The sequence below is a fragment of the Azospirillaceae bacterium genome, from assembly GCA_028283825.1.
Classification (GTDB): Bacteria; Pseudomonadota; Alphaproteobacteria; order Azospirillales; family Azospirillaceae; genus Nitrospirillum.
Window position 1 is genome coordinate 838992 of the sequence record JAPWJW010000005.1, and the last position, 16149, is coordinate 855140.

A 16149-nucleotide genomic window follows, 5' to 3' on the forward strand; every position below is an offset into this window, starting at 1 on the left:
CAGTCCTCATTCACACGGCCATGCCGGCGGCATGGCCTTCCAGCGTGGCGTTCAGCAGGAAACGGGGGGCGTAGGCGTCGCCGGCCAGGTGGACGGACACGCCGGCGGCCTGCAAGGGCGCCAGCAGGTCGACGTTGGGCACCCGGGGCGTGGCATGGCACAGCAGGGCCACGTCGGTGACGGTGCGGGGCCGCCCGGTCAGGGCATGCACCAGGGTGACCGCCCCGTCCTCGAAGGCCGAGTTCGGATCGATGGTGTGCTGGATCAGCACCTCGACGCCCAGGGCCGCCAGGCGGCGCTGGATGCCCTGGCGGTTGACCAGGGGCTCAGCCCCGGCGATGCGCTCACGCGGACTGACCAGCACCACCGCCTCGAACCGGGCCGCCAGGAACTCCGTGGCGGCGTAGGTGAAGGCGGTGCCGTCCTGGTCCCACAGCAGGGCCATGCCCGCTTGCCGGGCGGTCACCCGGGCCAGTTGGGCCATGGCCTCCCGGATGTCGGGGAAGAAGCCCTCGCCCCGGTATTCCACCGGCAGATGGGCCGGCCAGGCCGGGGTGGCGCCGGTGGCCAACACCACGGCATTCGGCCTGAGCGCCAGCACGTCGTCCAAGGTGGCGGCACTGCCCAGCACGAAACGCACGCCGTGCCGGTCGGCCGCCAGCTTCTGGTAATCATAGACGCTGCTGATGCCCTCGCCCCCGGGCAAGGGCGCATGCAGCCGGGCCTTGCCGCCGACCTCATCGCTTGAGCCCAGCACGGTGACGGCATGGCCCCGGGCGGCGGCGGTCCAGGCGGCCTCCAGCCCGGCGGGGCCGGCCCCCACCACCACGATGGTGCCGGGATTGTCCGTCCGCGGCGGCGTCCAGTCGGCCTCATCCTCCGCCCCGACGCGGGGGTTGTTGTCGCACTGAAGCACGCCATGGGTGGCGATCAGGTGCCAGCAGGTGTTGCACGACACGCAGTAGCGGATGCTGGCCTCCTGGCCCGACTTGGCCTTGTTGGGCCAGGCGGGGTCGGTCACCAGGGGACGGGCCAGCATCACCAAATCGGCCAGGCCGTCGCGCACCAGGCGCTCGCCCTCGTTGGGATCGGTGATCAGGCCCAGGGCGCCGATGGCCGTGCCGGGGGCGTGTCGGCCCAGGGTGGCGATCCTGTCGGCATAGGGCACCCGGCGCCCGTGGTTGTCCGGCAAATGCCAGTCCAGGGTATCGGCGTGGGACCCCCAGCAGTAGGTCAGGTAATCCACCACGCCGGTGGCGTGCACCAGGGCGGTGATGGCGGCCGCCTGGACCAGATCCACCCCGCCGGGCACGCCATCCTCCCCCGGCAGCTTGACCCCGATGAGGAAGTCCGGCCCACAGCGGCGGCGCAGTTCCCGGATCAGGTCGGTCAGCAGCCGGGCCCGGCCGGCGAGATCACCGCCATAGCGGTCGTCGCGGTGGTTGGATGCCTGGGACAGGAACTGGTGGAACAGATGCCCATGGCCGGCCGACAGCTCCACCCCGGCGAAGCCGGCCCGGGCCAGGTTGACGGCGGATGTCGCGAACTCCTCGATCAGACCCTCGACCTCGGCCGTGGTCAGCGCATGGGCCACCGTGCCGGACAGATCGTCGGGCAGGGCCGAGGCGCTGATCAGGCGGCCGACGCGGCCCTCCTCATGGCGCCCCCGGCCGGGGTCCTGCACCTGGCCGATCAAGCCGCAGCCCTCATGCTCGACGGCCGCCGCCCAGCGGGCGAGCGCGTCGGTGTTGAGGCCAGTCAGCACATCGACCTTGGTGCCGTTCAACTGGCGGGACAGCACCGCCAGCGGCTCGGTCACCGTCAGGGCCGCCCCGCCGCGCGCCCGGTTGACGTGATAGGCGATCAGCCTGTCGGTCACCCGGCCCCGATCCTGGAACCGGGTGGAGGTGGAGGCGTGCACCACCCGGTTGCGCAAGGTGCGCCGGCCCAGGGTCAGGGGGGAGAACAGGTGCGGATAACGGGTCTCCGCCCCTGATGAGGGATCATCCAACGGCATTAAGGATCAGCCCGCCTTGCGGCCGCCGAAGAGGTACCAGCCGCCCCGGCCATGCGGCGGGCTCTCGACCGCACCCGCCACGAAGGCCGGGTACTGGTCCAGGTCGAAGCTGGTTACGTCGGGGATGGTGACCTCGAAGGTGTCGGCCCGGGGGAAACCCGCCTCGACCGCCAGTTCGGTGGGGTCCTGGGACCGGTATGAGGCGTAATAGGGCTCGGCGTTGTTCTCGGTGTCCCAGTCGTAGGCGAAGTTCATGAAGGCGTCGCAGGCCTTGTGCGGCGGCAGTTCCATGAAGGCCAGGATGCCGCCCGGCGCCAGCAGGCGATGAACCTCCTTCAGGATCTGCCGGGTCACCGGCACCGGCACCTCATGCAGGAAAAAGCTGGAGACGATCAGGTCGAAATGGCCGTCGGGGAAATCGGTGGCGGCCGCGTCCTGCTGGCTGAAATGGATGGCCACGTCCTCGAACTCGGCCTTGGCGTGGCCGTAGCGCAGGCCGGGTGCCGCCACGTCGATGCCGTGGGCCTCGATGCCGGGGAAGGCCTTGGAGTAGGCGGTCAGGTTGGCGCCCGATTGCGTCGCCATGTCCAGCACGCGGGCAGGGCGGAAGTCCGGGCGGGTGGCCTTGAGCCAATAGGCGATGGACTGGCCGACGCCGGCGAAGTTGCGGGTTTTGGTGATGCGGCCGGCGCCGGCGGTGGGCGACAGGCCCCGGCCCAGCAGCACGCCCTGGGCCACGTCGTCGGCCCCGAACTCGCTGTGGTAGCCGCCCGGCGCCAGATGGACGTCGCCCTCACTGACGTAATGGGGGATCTCAAGGTCGGGGTTGAGGCGCAGGGAGCCGCCGGCGGCGTTGCTCTGGGCGGCGGAGCGGGCGACCTCGATCATCTGCGGCAGGGCCCGCTCCACCGCGGCCTGGCGGGCCAGGGGTCCCATCTCCTGGGCGTTGTAGCGGATGCTGCTGTAGAAGCGGTAGAAATGGTCGGTCTTCATCGCCTCGGCGATCTCCGCCCCGGTCTGCGGCGCCCGGCCGTGTTCCGCCACATAGCCCGGTAGCACGTTCTGCTCAAAGGCGGTGCGGCAGTCGAAGCGCAGCCTCAGCATGGCGTGGGTGTGGATGGCGCCCACCGCCCGCTGGCGCGAATACTCCTCCGCCGTCGGCGTCAGCAGGCTGTCGATGTCCGGCACCGTGTTCACCATCACCTGTCTCCTTGTTCACCGTTGGGGCTGAGATGGATGCGCAGGATCCGCTCGACGAAGGCGGCGCGCTCGGCGGTGCGTTCGGCCTCGACCTCCGGCGCCACCGGCAGGTCGCGCAGGTCGGCGCGGCTGACTGTGCCCTTGGTCTCCAGCAGGCGTTCCAGGGTGTCCTGGCGGTCGCGCAGGACCATGACCTCGGTCATCAGTTCCAGGAAGAAGGTCATGACCTGGTCGACGGCCGGGTCGTCGAAGAAGGTGGAACGCCGGCCCTTGGTCACGCGGGGAAGGATGCGCTCGCTCATGACGATAGCCTTTGCGAATTGATCAGAACGGCTTGGTGACGCCCAGGAAGGCCATGACCAGGACCAGGCCCCAGATGGCGAAGACGGTGATGCGCAAGGGGTTCCAGAAGGGGGCGGGCACGAAGGGCGCACCCGGCTCGGGGCGCACGGGCGGCTTCAGCAGCAGGAGGATGCGGATGACCACGCCCAGCAGCAGCAGCACGCCGAACAGCACGGCCTTGGTCGCCAGCCAGCGGCTGTCGAAGGGGGCGCCGGTGGCAAGGCTGGTCAGCCCCAAACCCATGAAACAGACCATGGCCACGACGCGCAGGCCCAGATCGACCTTCCAGTAGAGTTTGCCGATGGCGGTGCCCTGGCGCAGGTAGATCATCCACACCAGCCAGACCCAGGCCAAGGCCGCCACCCAGATGGCCGCCAGCGCCGTGCCATCCAGCGGCAGGCCCCAATTGCTGGCCAAGGTCAGGCCCACCGGGATCATCAGCACCATGGACGTGCGCGGGCCCATGTCGATCCAGCCGTTGGCCCGCCGCAATCGCTCCCGCGCGTTGCCGGTCAGGTCGGCCTTGTTCGCCGCCGTCCCGGTGATCAGGACGCCCAAATCCGTGCCCAGCCAATAGGCGAACAGAACCACATGCAAAAACGCCACCGCGCGAAACGGGTCGATGCTTATCGCCACAGTCAGTCCCTGTTCATTTTTTATCGCGGCGCCGCGCGCCGAAACCCAAAAAAAAGGAGCAGCCGCCCGGGCTTAGGGAGCGGCTGCTCTTGCGCCGCTTTGACCGGCGCTCCTTCCGGTCAAGGCGATAAGTTCTTCAGGAAAAGAGGGACAAGGGCATCAAGTCCTTCAGGTGAACCGGACATACGGCCCACTTCCTGACGGAAAGACTGTCACGGCGGACCGGGGCCCAGCAATTCCAGTAATTTCTTCGGGTGATAAACAGTTTCTTTCACTGCTGAACAAAAGGCCGTCACCAGATTTCCGGTTTGGCCTTCATGCCGGGATCCACGTCGAACACGTTGCGCGGCCGTTGCAATCCTAAGTTCTCGCGCAGGGTCCGGCCCTCGTACGCCGTGCGGAAATGGCCGCGCTCCTGCAGGATGGGCACCACCTGATCGACGAAATCCTCCAGCCCGCCGGGCAGGAAGGGGGCCGCGACGACGAAGCCGTCGGCCGCCCCCTGCCCCTCCCACGCCGCCAGTTCATCGGCCACATCCTCTGCCGTGCCGACGATGGTGCGGCTGGTGCGGCCGGCCGCCACGCGGCGGGCCAGTTCGGTGATGGGCAGGCGTTCGCGTGCCGCCAGTTCCAACACCCGGTCGCGGGTGGAGTTCTGGCCGGCCAGCGCGTCGGCCGGCAGGGGCGGCAGCGGGCCGTCGCGGTCATGGCCCGACAGGTCGATGTTGCCCAGCAGGGCTTCCAGTTTGCTGATGGCGATGTCGGCCGGGATCAGGCCGTCCAGCTCACGTTGCAGATCCTGCGCCTCCGCCCGGGTGCGGCCGATCACCGGTGTCACCGCCGGCATGATCTTCAGGCTGTCCGGCGTGCGGCCGAATTCCGCCAGCTGGGCGTGCATGGCGGTACGGAAGGCACGGGCCGTCCCGATCCCGGGATGGGAGGTGAAGATGACCTCGGCACAGCTGGCGGCGAAACGCTGGCCGGTGGCCGACGCCCCCGCCTGCACCAGCACCGGGTGCCCCTGGGGCGAACGCGGCACGGTCAGCGGCCCCGCCACCTGGAAGTTGGCACCGGCATGGTTGACGGCGGAGATGCGTGACGGATCGGTGTAGCGGCCGCTGGCCTTGTCGGCCGGCACGGCGCCATCCTGCCAGCTGTCCCACAGCTTGCGCGCCACCGCCACGAACTCCTCCGCCAGGGCGTAGCGTTCGGTATGCCCCAGATGGGCGACGCGGCCATAATTGTGCGCCTCGTTCTCCATGGTGGAGGTGACGATGTTCCACCCCGCCCGCCCCCGGCTGAGGTGATCCAGGCTGGCGAAACGCCGGGCCAGGTCATAGGGCTGGCTGTAGGTGGTCGATGCCGTGCCGACCAGGCCCAGGTGCGTAGTGCAGGCGGCGATGACGCTGAGCACCAGGGCCGGATCCAGCTTGGGCGTTTCCAGGCCGCTGAAGATCGCCTCCCCCTTCACCGGGTGGTAACCGACGTAATCGGCCAGGAAGACGCCATCGAACAGGCCGCGTTCCGCCGTCTGGCCCAATTTACGGAAATAATCGATGTCGCACAGGGCGCTGTCGGCGGCGCGCGGATGGCGCCAGCCCGCGATGTGCCCGCCGGTCTGCATCATGAAAGCAAGCAATTTCATCGTGTTAAGCTCCCGTCCCTGTGGCTGTCGTGCCCCCTGCCGCCGGCCCCGCCCCGTCTTGACGGAGGGTCCCTGAAGGGTCTTGCAAAGGGGGATTTCGAAAATGGCCGGCAGTGCCCGTCCTTCATTCAGCATGACTTGGCGCCCGGCGCCATTGAGGAATTTCTGTCGGGTGATAAGGCGAACTTATTTCCGCGATCGAATAATTCAGTGTTAGGGTGGCATTAGTTGATTGGCCGCATGATTTGAGGCCGACCGGCAAATAGCAAGATGAAGCGATTTGAATTTGGATTTTTTCCAAATAATCGCCCACGTCTTAAAACTAAATATCAGGGGCTGGCGACAACACTCCGCGACATGGCGGAGGTTCGGGCGACCAATCAGGGCAGCATCTTCAAAAAAGGAACATGGGGTCCGCCGGATCCCTGCTTTCTTCGCGCCGGACCGCGCTTCGCGTCCGGCAACGCCCTGGATCATGACGTCCTGTCGGCTGCCCCCAGGCAGTGGATATGAAAATGGCCGACTTCGATCTTGTGGTACGTGGTGGCACCGTCGCGGACGGCACCGGTGACAGCCTGTGGGAGGGTGACGTCGCCATTGCCGACGGCAAGATCGTCGCCACCGGCAAGGTCACCGGATCGGGCAAGGAAGAGATCGACGCCCGGGGCAAGCTGGTCACCCCCGGTTATGTCGATATCCACACCCATTACGATGCCCAGGTGACCTGGGACACCCAGTTCTCCCCCTCCACCAACCACGGCGTGACCACCGTGCTGCTGGGCAATTGCGGCGTGGGGTTCGCCCCCTGCCGGCCGGAACAGCGCGCCCAGATGATCGACGTGATGGAGGGGGTGGAGGACATTCCCGGCATCGTCATGGCCGAGGGCCTGCCGTGGAACTGGGAGACCTTCCCCGATTACCTGGACGCCATCGAAAAGCGCCCGATGGATGCGGATTTCGCTGTCGCCGTGCCGCACATCCCCGTCCGCGTCTTCGTCATGGGCCAGCGCGCCATCGACCGCGAACCCGCCACCGGCGCCGACATGAAGGCCATGGCGGCCCTGGTGCGCGAGGGCATCCAGGCCGGCGCCTTCGGCTTTTCCACCACCCGCGTCATCGGCCATCGCACCGCCAGCGGCGACCAGTTGCCGGTGACGACGGCCAGCGAGGATGAGTTGCTGACCATCGCCCTGGCGATGAAGGGATTGGGCAAGAATCTCTTCATGTCGGCGTCGGAATTCGACACGGCCAACGGCTTCTCCTCCGAATTCCGCATGCTGTCACGCATCGCGGAGGCGTCGGGCCAGACCGTCACCTTCCCCCTGCTGCAATATAATGAGGCGCCGGACCGCTGGCGCGAGATCGCCGACGCCTGTGCCGCCGAGCGCGCCAAGGGCATCGACATCTACGGCCAGGTGGTGGGCCGGCCGGTGGGCGTGCTGTACGGCCTGCAACTGACGCTGCATCCCTTCCGCGGCTGCCCCACCTATGACCGTATCGATCCCCTGCCGGTGTCACAGCGCGCCGCCGAGATGCGGAAGCCGGAAGTGCGCGCCGCCATCCTGGCGGAGATGGAGCTGCCGCTGGATACCCGCAAGTATCCGCTGTTCATGCGCGAGATTTCGCTGTGTTACGCCATGGGGGCGGAGGCGGTGTACTCCCCCGCCGAGGCCGACCGCTTCGACAACATCGCCAAGCGGCGCGGCTGCACGGTGGCGGAGGTGGCCTATGATGCCCTGATCGCCGAGGATGGCCTGGGCATCCTGTATTTCCCGGCCCGCAACTTCACCTATTACAACCTGGACATCGTGCACGACATGCTGCGGCGTGAAGGCACGGTGCTGGGCCTGGGCGATGGCGGCGCCCATGTCGGCGCCATCTGCGACGGCAGCATGCAGACCTTCATGCTGAGCTATTGGACGCGCGACCGCCAGGGTGCGCGCCTGTCCATCCCCGAGGCCGTGCATCTGATGACCGGCCACACCGCCGGCATCGGCGGCTTCGGCGACCGCGGCATCATCGCCCCCCGCTACAAGGGCGACCTCAACATCATCGATTACGACCGCCTGGATCTGTATCCGCCACGCGCCAGCTTCGACCTGCCGGCCGGCGGCCGCCGCCTGACCCAGGGGGCCAGGGGCTACAGCGCCACCGTCGTCTCCGGCGTGGTCACCGCGCGCGACGACGTCGCCACCGGCGACCTGCCCGGCCGCCTGGTGCGCGGCCGCCGTGGCCGGCCCGCCTGATCCCCTATCCCATCGGAGCCTCAATCCCATGCTGATCAACCGCGAACGGGCCGACGCCCTGATGGACAGGGGCGGGATCGATGCCGTCGTCGCCTCCACCCCCATCAACACCTATTACCTCAGCAGCTGGGCGACCGACGCCAGCTGGGGCTTCGGCGACCTGGCCCTGGCCATCCTGCCGCGCGATCATGACCGCGACGCCGCCGTGCTGACGGTGGAGGTGGACATGGGCCAGCCGCAGCAGGGCCAGGGCACCTGGATGAAGATCGTGCGCGGCTACGCCCGCAAGCCCGGCATCGGCGCCGGCGGCGTGCAGGGCGTCATGACGGCCGAGGGCCTGCCCCAGAACCACCAGGAGGCGGTGGCCCAATACCTGCGCGAACTGGGCCTGCATAAGGGCCGGGTGGCGTTCGAGGATCGCGGCCTGGGCCAGGACGTGAACGCCATCCTGGGCGGCACGCTGGACGTGGTACAGGCCCGCGACCTGCTGCGCGACATCCGCATGGTCAAGACGCCGGCCGAAATGGCCCACATGCGCGCCGCCGCCCGCAAGACGGAACTGGCCTTGCAGATCTCGGCCGAGGCCATCGCCGCCGGCGCCACCTGCGCCGAGGCGGAGCGCGTGTTCTGGTCGGCGGCGGCCCTGGCCGGCGGCCGGCCCGTGTTCCTGCTGATCACCCCCTACCGCGCCAACCACGGCCGGCTGGCGAAAAACGCCGACCTGAGGCCGGGCGACACGGTGACCTTCGACGCCACCACCGAATTTGCGCACTACACCAGCGACATCGGCCGCACCGCCATCATCGGTGAGCCGTCGGCCGAACAGCTGAAGCGCTACAACGCCACCCGCCTGGGCTGGCGCCAGTCCCTGCCCCATTTCCGCGCCGGCGCCCTGTCGACCGATGTGGAACAGGCGGTGGTCGCCTGCATCCAGGCGGCCGGCAACCCGGAATTCCGCGCCGCCGGCCTGCATTCGGTGGGGTTGGAGCATACCGACCACCCCCACCCCGGCGGCGGCATGCACAGCTTCGACCTGGTGGACGGCATGGTGCTGAGCTGCGACCTGCCCTGGATCGGGCCGGCCATCGGCAAGTTCCATTTCGAGGACATCATCTATCTGAACGGGGACGGGGTGGAGATCATGAACGACGCCGACGGCCGCCTGCTGGCCTGCATCGACGGGCGGACCGTCCGTGTCGACTGACGCCATGTCCGCCGAACTGGCCCCGTACCCGCCCCTCCGCCGCGCCCTGTGGCCCATGTTGCTGCTGTTCCTGGCGGCCAACTTCTACAGCATCGACAAGGCCATCATCGGGGTGCTGGCTGAACCCATCAAGGCCGATTTAGGCATCACCGATGTCCAGATGGGCCTGCTGATGGGCCTGGCCTACGCCCTGCTGAGCGGGCTGTGCGGCCTGTGGCTGGGTACCCTGGTCGACAGCGGCAAGCGCCGCACCGTGCTGGGCGGCGCCGTCATCCTGTGGAGCCTGTCCACCGCCGCCGGCGCCTTCGCCCCCGATTTCAGCACCTTCTTCGTCTTCCGCGCCCTGGTGGGATTGGGCGAGGCCGCCGTGGCCCCGGCGGCGCTGTCGCTGATCGCCGACATGTTCCCACCCAGCCGGCGCGGCCGGGCGCTCAGCACCTATCTGATCGGCGCCACCATCGGCACCGCCCTGTCGTCCGTCATCCCCGGCTGGATCGTGGGCGCCGACCTGCATCTCAGCGTGCCCGGCTTCGGACGCATCGTGCCGTGGCGCACCGCCTTCCTGCTGTGCGGCATCGTCGGGCCCATCGTCGGCCTGCTGTTCTTCACTGTGAAGGAACCGCCCCGGCGGGGGATCAGCGCGGCGCAGAAGGGCCCCACCAAGGTGGCGGCCAAGCTGGCCTACCTGTGGCGCATGCGGGGGGTGGTGGTCCCGCTGTTCGGCGGCTTCGCCCTCTATTACGTCGCCTTCATCGGCGTCACCGCCTGGACCACGCCGCTGCTGATGCGCACCTACGGCGTCACGCTGGCGGCGATCGCCAACGTCATGGGCCTGGGCATGCTGGTGGCCGGTGTCGCCGGTTACCTGCTGGGCGGCCTGGCCGCGGACTCCGGTGCCGCCGCCAGGCATCGGGGCGGGCGCATGCTGATCATGGCCATCCTGCCCATCCTGGCCCTGCCCTGCGCCATCGGCGGCTACGCCCCCGGTGTCGGATCCGCCATCGCCCTGCTGGCCACCATCAGCCTGGCGACGCCCATGCTGAACGTGGCCATGAACGCCACCATCCAGGAGATCGTGCCCAACGACATGCGGGGGTTCTCGCACGCCCTGCTGACGGTGGTGACCGCCCTGCCGGCCGGTGCTGGTGGGCCCTTCCTGATCGCCTACGTCTCGCAGACCGTGCTGGGCGACCCCGCCCGCATCGCGACGTCCTTCCTGATCGTCGCCCTGCCCTGCCTGCTGCTGGCGTCGCTTTGTTTCGTGCGGGCCCGGCGTGCCTACCGTGGCGCCGCCCTTCAATCCGCCAGAACCTAATCAACCAATATAAGCCGGAGTCAAACCCATGGCCGCCCCGTCCCGGAAGATGATCCTCGCCACCTTCATTCATAACAGCGGGGCCCATCCCGGCGGCTGGCGCTATCCGGAGAAGACCCCCGACCAGCATGATTTCCGCACCTACGCCCACCTGGCCCAGACGGCCGAGCGCGGCAAGATGCATTGCTACTTCTCCGGCGATAGCCAGGGTTATCCCCACCTGAAGGGCCGGGACGCCTTCGCCGCCACCGACTATGCCGGCAAGCTGGAACCCACCACCCTGCTGGCGGCCCTGGCCGTGCTGACCAAACACATCGGCCTGATCGCCACCGCCACCACCACCTATAACGAGCCCTATTCCATCGCCCGCCGCTACGCCTCGCTGGACCACATCTCCGGCGGGCGGGCGGGCTGGAACGTCGTCACCTCCGCCGCCGAGGGTGAGGCGCGCAATTTCGGCCGCAACCCGCTGATGGACCACGACGCCCGGTACGCCCGGGCGGAGGAGTTCGTCGACGTGGTCAAGCACCTGTGGGACAGCTGGGAAGACGGCTCGCACATCCGCGACCGCGCCGCCGGCCGCTATTTCGACCCCGACCGCGTGCACCAGCTGAACCACAAGGGCACGCATTTCGACGTGGCCGGGCCGCTGAACGTGGGCCGCCCGCCCCAGGGCCACCCCATCATCGTGCAGGCCGGCGGGTCCGGTGCCGGCCGCGCCCTGTCGGCCCGCACCGCCGACATGATCTTCACCGCCGCCAATTCCCTGAAGGCCGCCAAGGACTTCTACGCCGACATGAAGCAGCGGGCCGCCGGCTTCGGCCGCAACCCGGACCATGTGCTGGTCATCCCCTCCGTCCAATTGATGGTCCGCTCCACCGAGGCGGAGGCCAAGCAGGCGGCGGAGGAACTGCTGGACATGGTGCCGACCGCCCTGGCGCTGCGCACCCTGCAAATGCAGCTGGGCGCCGACCTGTCGGACTACGGCCCCAACGACAAGCTGCCGGACCTGGCGCTGACCAACGGTGGCCAATGGGTGCAGCAGCAGATCATCAAGATGGCGCGGGATGAGGATCTGACCATCGGCCAGTTGGCCCGCCGCGTGGTGGTTTCCCGCGCCAGCTATTCCCAGGCCGGCACGCCGGAGCAGATCGCCGACATGTGCGAGCTATGGTTCCGCGAGGGCGGTGCCGACGGCTTTTCGCTGTCGCCTAACTACCTGCCGGACGGACTGGAAGATTTCGTGGACCAAGTCATCCCGATCTTGCAGAAGCGTGGTCTGTTCCGGACGGACTATGAGGGTGCCACGCTACGCGAGAACCTGGGCCTGCCGCGGCCCGAAAACGCCTTTGTCGCCAACCCATCACTGGGCAGCGAACCGTCGATGTGGGCCTGACGGCCTGATCGATCAGAACCAATGGCCAAGCATCAGCAGGGAAAGGGCATTCCATTGACCGTCAACCGCCGTGATTTCGCCAAGGGCCTGGGGCTTTCCGTCGCCGCCGTCACCATGACGAGTGCGGCCGCCAAGGCCGCATCCCCCGCCATCCCCGTCCCGCCGAAGGGCCCCTGGTCGCGCACCGGGGCGCTTCAGCGGTCCGGCGGCGTGCTGCACTACGCCGTGCTGGGCCCGGATGACGGTGGGGCCAAGCCGCCCATCGTCCTGCTGCACAAGCTGGGCGGCTGGCTGTCCGACTGGCGCTTCGTGGCGCCGGCGCTCGCCGAGGGCCGCCGGGTCATCGCCTTCGACCTGCCGGGCCACGGCGGCTCGCGCTGGTCGGGGGAGCCGCCCTATCTGCAAACCCTGGGTGAAACGGCGGCCACCCTGGTCGGCGCCTTCGACGAGATGGGCTTCGACCAAGTTGACCTGGTCGGGACTTCGTTGGGCGGCTGTCTGTCCGTGCCGCTGGCGGCCATGTGGCCGGAGAAGGTGCGCCGGCTGGCGCTGGTATCCTGCGCCCTGGGCAAGCACCGCACACTGCAGGAAATCCGCGACAACGTGGATGCCAAGCAGAAGGATCTTTACGACCGGAACGGCTATCCCGTGCCGACCCCGCCGGAACTGCTGACCCAGATTTTCGGCATCGTGAACACCGGCCCCATCAACGCCGACGGCATCGAAAGCCGCAAGGCGGCCGGCCGCTGGATCCAGCCGTCGGAACGCGGCGTCGCCTTCGCCGACATCATGGGCACCCTGCCCCGCATCCAGGCGCCGACGCTGCTGGTCTACGGCCAGTTCGACAAGGCCTACGTCAAGTTCCGGACGGATGCCGAAAAGGCGCTGAAGAGCAGCCGGACGGAGGTCATCCCCGACGCCGGCGCCTTCGTCATGCAGGACAATCCGCCGGCCACGGCGGCCGTGCTGCGAAAGTTCCTGAACGAAACATGACCCCAGCGGCACGAAATTTCGACTCATGCCGCTGGAGGCCGGCGACGGCCGGCCCCGGAGTGAGCACCGCAGGGCGGAACGAGGATAGCCCAAGCCAGCGGATGCTGGCGCCCGGCGCTTGAGGGGGCCCTTGATCGGTCACGATCAAGGGCCGCGTGTATGAGTCAAAAAACAGGGGCATCATGGTGGAGCAGCACATTGAGCGGGCGCGGCAGGTCCGCATTTACCAGACCATAGCCGGCGAACAGGTCGGCACCCGGTTCGAGGATGTGATCGATCCCTCGACCGGGGCGGCGTTCCAGCAATATCCCGTCGCCACGGCGGAGGAACTGGACCGCGCGGCGGCGGCGGCGCGGGCGGCACAGCCCGCCTGGGCCGCCCTGGGTTGGGACGAACGCGAGCGTCTGCTGGTCGCCTTCGCCGATGCCATCGACCGGGAGATCGAGTGGATCGCCACGCTGCACACCATGGAACAGGGCATGCCCTTTTCCCAATCCATGATGTTCGCGAAGGCCATGACCCAGCGCATCCGCATCATGGCGGAATTCCGGGTACCGGACCGCGTGCTGATCGACAATGACGACAAGCGGGTGACCGAGCGCTGGCACCCCCTGGGGGTGGTCGCCGCTATCGCGCCCTGGAACGGGCCCCTGCTGCTGGGCATGATCAAGGTGGTCACCGCCCTGATCGCCGGCAACACCATCGTGCTGAAGCCGTCGGAACTGACGCCGCTGAGCACGCTGGAACTGGGCCGCATCAGCCTGGACATCCTGCCCAAGGGGGTGCTGAACATCGTCAGCGGCGGGCGGGAGACGGGGGCGGCCCTGGTGTCGCATCCCGGCTTCGACAAGGTGTCGTTCACCGGATCGACCCCCACCGGCATCGCCATCGCCAAGCAATCCGCCGTCTTCCTGCGCCCGGCCATCCTGGAGCTGGGGGGCAACGACGCCGCCATCCTGCTGCCCGACGGTTCAGTGGACGACTTCGTGGCTGCGGTGGCGATGATCGGCTTCGGCAACAACGGCCAGTTCTGCGCCGCGGTGAAGCGCGCCTATGTCCCGCCCCACCTGGCGGAAGAGGTCACGACCAAGCTGGCGGCCATCGCCGACGCCCATGTCCTGGGCAACGGCTTCGAACCCGGCGTGACCATGGGGCCCATCCAGAACAAGGCCCAGTTCGACAAGGTCTGCGCGATTGTCAAAGACGCCAAGGCCGCCGGCGGGCGCATGGCCGCCGGTGGCGGCCCCGTGGACGGCCCGGGATATTTCTTCCGCCCCACCATCGTGGCTGGCCTGAAGGACGGCACGCGCCTGGTGGATGAGGAACAGTTCGGGCCTGTCATCCCCGTCGTCATCTATGATGACGTTGACGCGGTGGTCGAGCGCATCAATGCCGGCCCCTACGGCCTGACGGCATCGGTCTGGACCAAAGACCTGGACCGGGGTGAGGAAATCCTTGGCCGCATCGCCGTCGGCATGGCGGCCGTCAACCGCCACGCCCCGTTCGACCCCAAGGTGCCTTTCCCGATGATCAAGCAGTCGGGCATGGGCACCGACTACGCCGACCACGGCATCAAGGGCACCATGCGCCTGCAGGCCATCACGCGGGTCAAGAGCTGATCCGGAACGGGCCGGACGGCATCACCATCCGGCCCGTTTCCTTTCACACAAGGCCGGCCACCAGGGCCTCATACTCGGCCCGCGCGGCCTCGCCGATGCCCACGCCAATGACGTCGCAGGGGCCCGCCGGATCGTAATGGGCGCGGTGGCCCTGGCCGTGCGTGTCCAGCATCACCAGGATGGAGCCGGGGCCCAGCCGCCGCCGCTGGCCGCTGCCCGCCTCGATCTCCCACGCGCCGTTCAGCACGATGGACAGGCCGGCCGTGGCGGAGATGTGCCAATCCTTGGCCGTTGCAGCCCCACCCTTGACCACCCCGAACAGGGTGGCGGCATAGGTGCCCAGGAAGGTGCTGGGGCCGCTGTCGTTGGGGATTACCCGCAAGGTCGGCAGGCGGATGTCGGCCAGGCGGGAGGTGCCGTCAGCCGTGGCGAAGACGCAGACGGCCGGGACGGTGGCATCCTCATCCCCGCTCAAGGCTGTGCCGCTTTCTTGAGGAAAGCGGCGACGCGCACCTTGGCGTTCTCCCGGACGTCCTCATAGAACAGGCCGTAATCGTGATAGTGCATGACGCCGGTGCCGGGCAGCGGCTTCAGGTCCAGCTCCGCGCGCGGCTGCACCACCAGGAAGCCCTGCTCACACTTCGCCGCCACGGCGCCGCGCACGATGGGGTTCAGGCCGCCCGCCCCCGGTTCGCCCGGAACGGCGCCTTTGGATGCGCTTTCAGGGGCGGCGGGCCTGGTGCGGTCGAAGGTCAGCGGGTTGACGCAGACGCCGGTGGCGCCGGGCACATCGCCGTATTTGTCGGTGAAGGACTTCTCCGACCGCGCGATGGCGGCATTCAGGTCGGCGGACGGCAGGACGGCGTTCCATTGCAGGACGCAGCCCGTCTGGGTGGGCGTGTCGCACACCGACAGGTGCTTGTAGCGCAAGCCGAATTCGCCCTCCGCCACGTTCATGCCGATGCTGTAGGCGGCCACCAGCTGCCGGGCCAGGGGCGTGCCGTCGATGCGTTTTTCCAGCAGCTGCGCCACCAGCCAGCCGCCCTGGCTGTGCCCCGCCAGGATGAAGGGCCGGCCGTGGTTCTCATGTTGCAGGTAATAGTCGAAGGCGCGCTCGATATCCGTATAGGCCAGCAGCAGCGCCTTTTCGCGCCCATTCTGCTTGTCGTTCATGAATGAGGCCTGGCGGTAGCGCGGCGCGAACACGCGGCAGCAGGCGTTGAAGACGCTGGCCTGCCGGGCGATGGTGCTGACGTCCGTCCAGGCGTTGGTCTCACCATCCGCCACACCCTGGTTCCAGCGCGTGGTGCTTTTGTACGTGGTGGGGTGGATGAAAAAGACATCCGCCGGCGGGTTCCTGGCGGCCGCGCTGGCGCCCTTGGGCACCGCCGCGCTGGCGCCGGGGCCGAACGGGCCGGCGGCCCAGGAGGTGGCCAGGCTGTAATCGGGTGCGGCCGACGGCACTTGCGTCTCGAACGCCGGTTGTTCCTGGGCCATGGCCGGAACGCCGGCCGCCAGGGTGGCAACCAGCGCCAA

Annotated in this window: 13 protein-coding genes; 6 read left to right on the forward strand and 7 right to left on the reverse strand. The window is 68.3% G+C overall.

The window, feature by feature from the left end; all coding sequences use genetic code 11:
* Positions 1 to 10 precede the first annotated feature (10 nt).
* The 5 genes from PW843_30180 to PW843_30200 all read right to left on the reverse strand — a co-directional run bounded on the left by PW843_30180 (position 11) and on the right by PW843_30200 (position 5840).
* Positions 11 to 2017 (reverse strand): FAD-dependent oxidoreductase, encoded by a 2007-nt coding sequence (locus tag PW843_30180; protein MDE1150839.1) that lies wholly within the window; start codon positions 2015 to 2017, stop codon positions 11 to 13.
* 6 nt (positions 2018 to 2023) lie between these two features.
* On the reverse strand, positions 2024 to 3217 hold the full coding sequence (locus tag PW843_30185) for a class I SAM-dependent methyltransferase (GenBank protein ID MDE1150840.1): 1194 nt from the start codon (positions 3215 to 3217) through the stop codon (positions 2024 to 2026).
* The gene (locus PW843_30190) at positions 3217 to 3519 is read right to left on the reverse strand and encodes a hypothetical protein (GenBank protein ID MDE1150841.1); all 303 of its coding nucleotides are present in this window, start codon (positions 3517 to 3519) and stop codon (positions 3217 to 3219) included. The genes PW843_30185 and PW843_30190 overlap by 1 nt, the downstream gene beginning before the upstream one ends.
* 22 nt (positions 3520 to 3541) lie before the next feature.
* Complete coding sequence (locus tag PW843_30195) at positions 3542 to 4156, reverse strand: hypothetical protein (GenBank protein ID MDE1150842.1); 615 nt, start codon at positions 4154 to 4156, stop codon at positions 3542 to 3544.
* Between the two features lie 331 nt (positions 4157 to 4487).
* Positions 4488 to 5840 carry an LLM class flavin-dependent oxidoreductase gene (locus PW843_30200; protein MDE1150843.1) on the reverse strand — a complete coding sequence of 451 codons (1353 nt, stop codon included), beginning with the start codon at positions 5838 to 5840 and terminating at the stop codon, positions 4488 to 4490.
* Between the two features lie 515 nt (positions 5841 to 6355).
* Here PW843_30200 and PW843_30205 point away from each other — a divergent pair.
* The 6 genes from PW843_30205 to PW843_30230 all read left to right on the forward strand — a co-directional run bounded on the left by PW843_30205 (position 6356) and on the right by PW843_30230 (position 14613).
* Entirely contained in the window at positions 6356 to 8086 is a 1731-nt protein-coding gene (locus PW843_30205) for an amidohydrolase family protein (GenBank protein ID MDE1150844.1), read from the forward strand.
* A 28-nt stretch (positions 8087 to 8114) separates the two neighbouring features.
* The gene (locus tag PW843_30210) at positions 8115 to 9290 is read left to right on the forward strand and encodes a M24 family metallopeptidase (protein MDE1150845.1); all 1176 of its coding nucleotides are present in this window, start codon (positions 8115 to 8117) and stop codon (positions 9288 to 9290) included.
* Positions 9280 to 10605 carry an MFS transporter gene (locus tag PW843_30215; protein MDE1150846.1) on the forward strand — a complete coding sequence of 442 codons (1326 nt, stop codon included), beginning with the start codon at positions 9280 to 9282 and terminating at the stop codon, positions 10603 to 10605. The genes PW843_30210 and PW843_30215 overlap by 11 nt, the downstream gene beginning before the upstream one ends.
* Before the next feature lie 28 nt (positions 10606 to 10633).
* A complete protein-coding gene (locus PW843_30220) occupies positions 10634 to 12001 on the forward strand; it encodes an LLM class flavin-dependent oxidoreductase (protein ID MDE1150847.1) in 1368 nt (455 codons plus the stop codon).
* A gap of 54 nt (positions 12002 to 12055) precedes the next feature.
* The gene (locus PW843_30225; GenBank protein ID MDE1150848.1) at positions 12056 to 12994 is read left to right on the forward strand and encodes an alpha/beta fold hydrolase; all 939 of its coding nucleotides are present in this window, start codon (positions 12056 to 12058) and stop codon (positions 12992 to 12994) included.
* A gap of 182 nt (positions 12995 to 13176) precedes the next feature.
* Positions 13177 to 14613, forward strand: coding sequence for an aldehyde dehydrogenase family protein (locus PW843_30230; GenBank protein ID MDE1150849.1), 1437 nt, complete (start codon positions 13177 to 13179; stop codon positions 14611 to 14613).
* 43 nt (positions 14614 to 14656) lie between these two features.
* Here PW843_30230 and PW843_30235 read toward each other — a convergent pair whose 3' ends face one another.
* Positions 14657 to 15088 carry a hypothetical protein gene (locus PW843_30235; protein ID MDE1150850.1) on the reverse strand — a complete coding sequence of 144 codons (432 nt, stop codon included), beginning with the start codon at positions 15086 to 15088 and terminating at the stop codon, positions 14657 to 14659.
* Entirely contained in the window at positions 15085 to 16149 is a 1065-nt protein-coding gene (locus PW843_30240) for a DUF3089 domain-containing protein (protein MDE1150851.1), read from the reverse strand. The genes PW843_30235 and PW843_30240 overlap by 4 nt, the downstream gene beginning before the upstream one ends.

What these genes read in the sequence shown, in the direction of transcription:
- PW843_30180 (MDE1150839.1), bottom strand. Translation starts at nt 2,017, where the DNA reads ATGCCGTTGGATGATCCCTCATCAGGGGCGGAGACCCGTTATCCGCAC.
- PW843_30185 (MDE1150840.1), bottom strand. Translation starts at nt 3,217, where the DNA reads ATGGTGAACACGGTGCCGGACATCGACAGCCTGCTGACGCCGACGGCG.
- PW843_30190 (MDE1150841.1), bottom strand. Translation starts at nt 3,519, where the DNA reads ATGAGCGAGCGCATCCTTCCCCGCGTGACCAAGGGCCGGCGTTCCACC.
- PW843_30200 (MDE1150843.1), bottom strand. Translation starts at nt 5,840, where the DNA reads ATGAAATTGCTTGCTTTCATGATGCAGACCGGCGGGCACATCGCGGGC.
- PW843_30205 (MDE1150844.1), top strand. Translation starts at nt 6,356, where the DNA reads ATGGCCGACTTCGATCTTGTGGTACGTGGTGGCACCGTCGCGGACGGC.
- PW843_30210 (MDE1150845.1), top strand. Translation starts at nt 8,115, where the DNA reads ATGCTGATCAACCGCGAACGGGCCGACGCCCTGATGGACAGGGGCGGG.
- PW843_30220 (MDE1150847.1), top strand. Translation starts at nt 10,634, where the DNA reads ATGGCCGCCCCGTCCCGGAAGATGATCCTCGCCACCTTCATTCATAAC.
- PW843_30230 (MDE1150849.1), top strand. Translation starts at nt 13,177, where the DNA reads ATGGTGGAGCAGCACATTGAGCGGGCGCGGCAGGTCCGCATTTACCAG.